9 protein-coding genes are annotated in these 6,000 nt (G+C 41.3%); 1 reads left to right on the top strand and 8 read right to left on the bottom strand.

Translation table 11 applies throughout. From position 1 onward, the window contains the following. Positions 1 to 407: 407 nt before the first annotated feature. Positions 408 to 1,475 carry a hypothetical protein gene (locus HK413_RS03235; protein ID WP_175269118.1) on the top strand — a complete coding sequence of 356 codons (1,068 nt, stop codon included), beginning with the start codon at positions 408 to 410 and terminating at the stop codon, positions 1,473 to 1,475. 26 nt (positions 1,476 to 1,501) lie between these two features. On the opposite strand, the gene HK413_RS03230 is transcribed toward HK413_RS03235, so the two are convergent. From HK413_RS03230 to HK413_RS03195, 8 genes are all read right to left on the bottom strand, one after another. Continuing rightward, positions 1,502 to 1,846: a hypothetical protein gene (locus HK413_RS03230; protein ID WP_175269117.1), complete on the bottom strand. Its 345-nt coding sequence runs from the start codon at positions 1,844 to 1,846 to the stop codon at positions 1,502 to 1,504. 100 nt (positions 1,847 to 1,946) lie between these two features. Then, a complete protein-coding gene (locus tag HK413_RS03225) occupies positions 1,947 to 2,408 on the bottom strand; it encodes a hypothetical protein (RefSeq protein WP_175269116.1) in 462 nt (153 codons plus the stop codon). Between the two features lie 29 nt (positions 2,409 to 2,437). Next, positions 2,438 to 3,067, bottom strand: coding sequence for a hypothetical protein (locus tag HK413_RS03220; protein ID WP_175269115.1), 630 nt, complete (start codon positions 3,065 to 3,067; stop codon positions 2,438 to 2,440). A gap of 29 nt (positions 3,068 to 3,096) precedes the next feature. Further along, on the bottom strand, positions 3,097 to 3,657 hold the full coding sequence (locus HK413_RS03215) for a hypothetical protein (RefSeq protein WP_175269114.1): 561 nt from the start codon (positions 3,655 to 3,657) through the stop codon (positions 3,097 to 3,099). Positions 3,658 to 3,660: 3 nt separating this feature from the next. Then, positions 3,661 to 4,989, bottom strand: a complete 1,329-nt coding sequence (locus HK413_RS03210) for a hypothetical protein (protein ID WP_175269113.1) — start codon at positions 4,987 to 4,989, stop codon at positions 3,661 to 3,663. Positions 4,990 to 4,994: 5 nt separating this feature from the next. Continuing rightward, positions 4,995 to 5,183 carry a hypothetical protein gene (locus HK413_RS03205; protein WP_175269112.1) on the bottom strand — a complete coding sequence of 63 codons (189 nt, stop codon included), beginning with the start codon at positions 5,181 to 5,183 and terminating at the stop codon, positions 4,995 to 4,997. 10 nt (positions 5,184 to 5,193) lie between these two features. Next, entirely contained in the window at positions 5,194 to 5,475 is a 282-nt protein-coding gene (locus tag HK413_RS03200) for a hypothetical protein (RefSeq protein WP_175269111.1), read from the bottom strand. A 50-nt stretch (positions 5,476 to 5,525) separates the two neighbouring features. Next, positions 5,526 to 5,894 (bottom strand): hypothetical protein, encoded by a 369-nt coding sequence (locus tag HK413_RS03195; RefSeq protein WP_175269110.1) that lies wholly within the window; start codon positions 5,892 to 5,894, stop codon positions 5,526 to 5,528. Positions 5,895 to 6,000 lie beyond the last annotated feature (106 nt).

Raw genomic sequence — 6,000 nt, 5'->3', positions numbered from 1 at the left:
TCGCCGGGAGATCGCCAGTAATTTCACTTGGCGTATTACGGAATTATTCCGAAGTAAGGTGCTCAAATCCTTATTACTGTGCACCCGAATTTTTCCAGGCGATTGATAAAATGCGCTTGAATGCTGAGCAACATATATTGTTGAATTTTGGGGTTTCAATGAAATGGTCAATTTACGTTATCAAATTGACCGGCTTCAAAACGACAATTACAAAGGCATCCCGATCATTTCGGTAGAATTTGTCAATTATTCCGTCATGGAAAGTGGCTTCATCGTGATGTTTAAAGCGGCGACTTTGCACTTCAAAAGTTTGATTTCAGCACCATATCGGATGAAGAAATCGAACGATTTGCTTTATACCCGATCAGCGTACGTCACCAGCTTTATGTTATAGTCAACAGATTCAGATGCGCAATACCGAAATATTTTATTGGTATGAGATGGCGGATTATCTAACCACATTACTCAATCACTTTACAGCACCTGCATGGCTTGAGCCAGTCGTTGTTATAGAAAATTACTTGCTCAAAATATATGATTGCAGCCGAACTATATTTAAAAAGGTTGCAACCGGCGGCTTTGAATTATTAACCGTGCCTATCATTCAGGCAAAGTTCATAGAACAGCCGGAAAAGGTTTTTTTGTTAGAGCAATGGCTTTATCTTAATAAGGATAAAGAAGTGGCTGTCATTGCTCAACAGTTGCAAGCTGATATTGAAATTTACAAATCATCGTGGCAAACGGGAAATGGTGAGGGGGCGGTATCTGGATCTTTAGCGGATGCTGTGCCCTCACTGGCTCAACTCCCTGCTCATGCTTTAACAGAATTTGACAAGTTTGTTGTGGCTTACACGGCAGATCAAACCACTGACGTTTCATTGATTTTGAAAAAGCAATTCAACGATTTGACTAATGGATTAAAGGCTGTTAGCACTTATAGTTATCCAGAGATAAACAAGGCATTCAATACGATACTATTTTATTCGCTTAGGTTTTTGGAACTTCGCATGGATAACACAGGGGCCAATCATTCTAAAGCAAAATATTTATTTCAAGCCGAGTCCTTTCCAAAAGAGGATGTGCTCCAAGCTGACTATTTCGAGTACATGCAACCTGTTATGTTGAGAGGAAAAATAAAGGTGGAAGAAATGGATGTCGCTGGTGGCCGTGCTGACGTCTACTTTGAGTATCTTTCGTTTAATTTTTGTACTGAAGTTAAAAGGGAATTTAAAGACACCTCTTTCGACGCGCTGAAGGAAAAGTATCTAGGTCAGGCTAAGGAATATCAAAATACATCCGCGAAAGTCGGCATTTTGTTGGTACTGGACTTGTTGCCAAAACCTAACGGGATAGGCTCATTTGAAAGTAATATTAAGTTGGAGATAGTTTCTACCGTAAAAGACCCTGAACCTCGCGGCATCGTAGTGATCAAAGTTCCGGCAAACCGCATTACACCTAGCGCTATTGTCCTTTAATCACCAAACTGAATTTATTTGACCACTTAAAACTGGATCATACATTTCTTGTATGCCAATCTAGGTTCGAACTTTTTCCATTCAAGCTCGGAAACCCATAAAAGATCTTTTAGCATTTCGCGTTCAAGGGTTACTAAATGTTTATACTTAACCACAGCGTAACCATCATCGATCAAAATGATTTTACCATAATAATACTCCTCAGAGTAAGTCGCTGATTGATTTTCCCAGCTTGTTCGCGTAATGATTTGTTTTTTGACTTTATCCTCGACATTTAGCTTTTTCCAATCATCATTGAACCTAATAACAGGCTCGACCGTACTACCTTTACCAGCCGATAATCGAGACAAAACACGAAATAATAAATTCATTTTATAATTGTCAGTGTAAAGAAATTGTAGTCAGCAAAAAGACTTGCTGAACTTGCGCCATTAACTCGATACAATATAAACGGCATCCCGTTTGATCAAACTATTTATTTCGAGGAATCAAATGTTCTATTGAAAAGAAATATTGGTCCGTTGTGATCGGCTCTCTGGTTTCGTTATCAAGAACTCGTACAGGAACCCTAAATTTCTCCCCGATTAACGCGCTTGAGTCTTCTCCAGCGAAATATTTATCAGTCATATTTTCACTTAATGAGAGATCTTGATTAGGCGCTTGCATGAAAAATTGTTCGACCGTGATCGTGGCGGTGGCCCTTTTATTCATAAAATCGATCATTCCATAAGTGTTTTTCTTCAGATCTTCGTTGTTATCAATACGATAGTGAGGAGAGTTGTAAAGGGTCGCACCTCTTCTGATCAATGCTGCGTTGAATTCCTCAACAAATTTTTGGGCATCATTGTAATTGGATACAATGAAGGTCGACATGAAATGTACAAGCGCATTATAATGCGTATCAAGAAAGCGGACGTCGTAAGCAAATTCCATAAATAAATAATAATATTAAAGTACCGATTTTAGCTGTATTTTGATTCCAGTTTATCTTTGAAAACGTCGAGTTGCCCCGGTAGTGTAGCCTGGTGCGCGAAGTCCATATTTTCTTTGATAAACCAATGGGGCGAATAGCATTCCAAGAAAATGCGTAAGAACATGGGCACTGAAATCTGAAAGGCTGGCTTGTCCGGGTCGTGTGGTTGAAAAAGAAAGGCAAAGTTGGGTTGATCTGACGGTAACATTTCATAACCTCGTTTGAACGCGTACTTTCTCATAGGTTCAGTATCCAGCAACATCATCACCACAAAATCACCTTGCAGAAATGCCAAATAGTCCTCTGTGCGCTGGAATATTTTAACAAACGGTAAGCAGGCTGTCTCTGTAAATTTGTGTTCGTTAAGCGAGAACATATAAGGTGCGGAACTAAAGCTCTTTAATATTTCGTCCGGCGGCTCAAACCGAAATCCGGCCCAATAAACTAATCCCTTTTCAGGTTGTCCAAAGTGAGAGCCTGTTTCCCTGCCTATAGCGATATATTCATTAAGTTGATCGATGTAATGTTTAGTCTTCGAAGTTTGAGTCAACCGGATGCGCTGTCCATCTATCCCGGGGACAGGAACTGCCATCGGCTCGTCATCGATTAAATAATCCATCAAAGTCTTGCCTGCAGCTATCTGCCGTTTTACGCGCGCGTTTCCGTCTTTTTTTTCCCGGATTTAAGTTCCAGCGGGAGCCAAACGTTATGATCTTTGATGATGGTGATATCAAAGTAACGCAGGTAATTAGTCAGGTCATTGAGGATGGCTATAGCTCCGCGATTGAAAGCCAGTCGCAGTACCTGTCGTTCGAACCGGTTACCTTTTTTGTTGCTTATAAAACCTGCATGTTGCTTTTCCGAAAGCGGTTTGATATCATGCCGGCTAATAAAGGTATAGGCCATGGCGTCACCAATGGACCGGTAAACGAATAACAAACGTTCACTCAGGTCAATCTGATCATTCTGGTATTCGATTTCTTTTTTGAGTGCGGTGGCGATTTCCTTGGAATGTTTATTCGTTAGCTCGTGTTTAATGCGTTTGATTCCCGCCCTTGCCTTACGGATACGATTTTCGGTATCCGTGATCTGCACGATCAGCCGTTCCTGAATAGACAGCCACAACGCACCGCTTTTCAGCGGTTTTTTTTCCGCCTCGTGCAGCAAATCAATAGTTTTCCGTAACCCCGGAAGATAGCGTCCAAACATGGTTTAAAATCGTTTAATCTCTGAAAGTTCATTGACATCACCCTGCTGATAGAAATCAGAATACATAGCCAGGCGTATCATTTTTGTTTTCAGTTTCCAGCGAACATCAATATTGAATTCCAATGCCAATATCACTGAAGTGTCGAGTACTTCGGGCTTCTCATTTGGAAATAGCCCTTTGAGCGCCGGATGTTCATTTAGGTCGATCACAGCACCATAAAGCTGGTGACGTACGCTGATCGGGTCTAAAGCAAATCGTTCGATTTCTTCATCCGGCGGTGCTGAGAAATCAAATGAAGGCAAGTCAGCTTTACGCATCACGATGAAGCCACTTTCCATGACGGAATAATTGACAAATTCTACCGAAATGATCGGGATGCCTTTGTAATTGTCGTTTTGAAGCCGGTCAATTTGATAACGTAAATTGACCATTTCAATTGAAACCCCAAAATTCAACAATATATGTTGCTCAGCATTCAAGCGCATTTTATCAATCGCCTGGAAAAATTCGGGTGCACGAAGTAATAAGGATTTGAGCACCTTACTTCGGAATAATTCCGTAATACGCCAAGTGAAATTACTGGCGATCTCCCCGGCGAAAAAGGAGTCATAATTCAAATAGGTAACACCCTGATCCGCTGCAAACGCTGCTTTTTGATAGAGCATATAGCCTCCGCGCAATTTATTGGATTCATATTTTTCCGTGATCGGGAGCGCGTTTTGAATGTTGCTATAACTATCGATGCGAGCACCAATGATTTGCGCCGATGTAGCTTTAAATTGGGCTTTCTTTTCTTGTTCTGCTTGTTGCTCCATTTCGGTGACGTTATAAGCCGCCTGAATATTGTTCAACAATTTTTCAAGTATATCCGAAGGTTTTGTTTTATGATGGTGTTCTGCCCACGCATCAGTAATTGGCTCGTAGTCAACTGCTTTCAATAGTTCGGTTTCTTGCTGAATTTCTTCCACCAGTTTTTTGAAATAAGGTAGCTGGCGAATCCGGGTCGTCCTTTCCTCTTGAGTGGTGGGGCCCCGGGGAATCGAAACGGGGTCATATCCGTAGGTTTGCGAAACCAAAAAGTATTGGCGGATGAATAGTAATGCAGTGTACTTGGCTATGTATTCGCGGCTTAGAAACTCTCCCTGTATACCATCCTGCCCGGGGAATTGAAAACGGTTGAAATAAAATAACCCGTCATTGCGCCAAAAGCGAAAAAATAAGTTGAGCACCATGCCCATCGTCATCGGCAACAATTCATACCGTACCGGGATGCTGGTGGTATGGTTTAATAATCGTTTAAGCAAACGATAGCGTTTTTCATACAGCAGCATCGCGCCTAGGCAGTATGAAACTCGAAGAATTTTTCCAGTTCTAATTCTCTCTGATCAATCTCTGCTTGATTGCTGATGATGAGTGGATTTTCTTGGTCATACTGCCATGGAATGCGTTCCAAACCAAACCGGATCAGTTCATGCGAATTATGCCAAAATTCCTCGACAAAGTCTTCGCGGTCAACCCGCAACATTAACTGGAGGTTATTCCAAAGCCGCATAGGTCAGGTCATCTATGTGCGTGTACTCGTGACCACCGATGAGCCAGCGCCCACTTGCCGCTGCAAAACCAACGTTGCCCACTTTCCAATAGTCAGTTTTACTGCTATTATAAATCGTATCATAAACCATTTCATAATATGCAACCGGGTACTGTACAGGTTTACCATCAGCATTTCGGCGGAATTCTTGAAATAACTGGCTAAAATGTGCTCTCAATGTGGCCACTAATTGCTCGTCCTGAATTTCAATACCGAAAAACAGCAAGCGCGTTAGCGCTTTGAAAATCGAAAAATCCTGGTCGTCCTTCTTTTTTCTCAGCCAGAAACTAGTGATGAAGGAATATAAAATTGGATGATACGCCGGGTAAAGAGGAAAAAGGCGATTATCAGAAACGCCGTAACAATCGCCAGCAAAATTTCTGCCCAATCATGATAATAAAACAGCATTTTCTCTGGTGGAACCGGCTTCCAGTTGATGATCCAAACCACCTGAACAGCGACAGTAACAATGGCGGCGATCAGCATGCCCTGAAAAAACAAAAACTCTCTTGACCTCCTAAATCGTTGGACAATTAAAATGCTTTTATACTTCTCATCCAAGCGTGTGATAGCGGGTAAGGAAACCGGGTATGCCAGTCCCAAAATGGAAATGATAAAATAAATACAGGCATCGCTGATAGGCATCGGTCGGAGAAATATTAACTATCGAATATACTTTATAAATTAATATTTTTAAGGTATAAAACAGCATTTTCTACCATAATGTTATTTACGGGAATTTTGTAATGCA

Source organism: Mucilaginibacter humi, assembly GCF_013087555.1.
Note: the sequence above shows the minus strand (reverse complement) of the source record. Positions and strands in the feature narration are given on the sequence as shown.